Source organism: Oceanobacillus saliphilus, from assembly GCF_023522835.1.
In the GTDB taxonomy this organism is placed as follows: domain Bacteria; phylum Bacillota; class Bacilli; order Bacillales; family Amphibacillaceae; genus Oceanobacillus; species Oceanobacillus saliphilus.
In genome coordinates this window covers 1-274 of record NZ_JALCZU010000112.1, presented here as the reverse complement: position 1 = coordinate 274, position 274 = coordinate 1, and the positions used below count along the sequence as shown (strand labels likewise).

Below are 274 nucleotides of genomic sequence, written 5' to 3'. Positions count from 1 at the left end.
CCACGCACAGCAAATTCACCCGGTTGTTCAACTGATCCATTACGCTGATATCCCATCTGAACCAACTTCGCCTGCAACTCAGCTAATTCATAGTCATGGTCAAAATCAAGCGTAATCGCAGCATCCGCAAACGCCTTAACTGGTGGCAAGTATCGCATGACACCCGCAACGCCAGTCACAACCACTGCCTGTGGATCCGTTAGCAATAGGTGCAACGCTTGCACCCGAGCCAATCGCGTGTCTAATGATGTCACGGCCACTTCTGCAGATAACG

General features: G+C 51.1%; 1 protein-coding gene. It reads right to left on the bottom strand.

Annotated elements, in window-relative coordinates; genetic code table 11:
- A partial coding sequence (locus MN204_RS21640; RefSeq protein WP_249872927.1) for a hypothetical protein occupies positions 1–254 on the bottom strand: 254 nt, incomplete at its 3' end.
- Positions 255–274 lie beyond the last annotated feature (20 nt).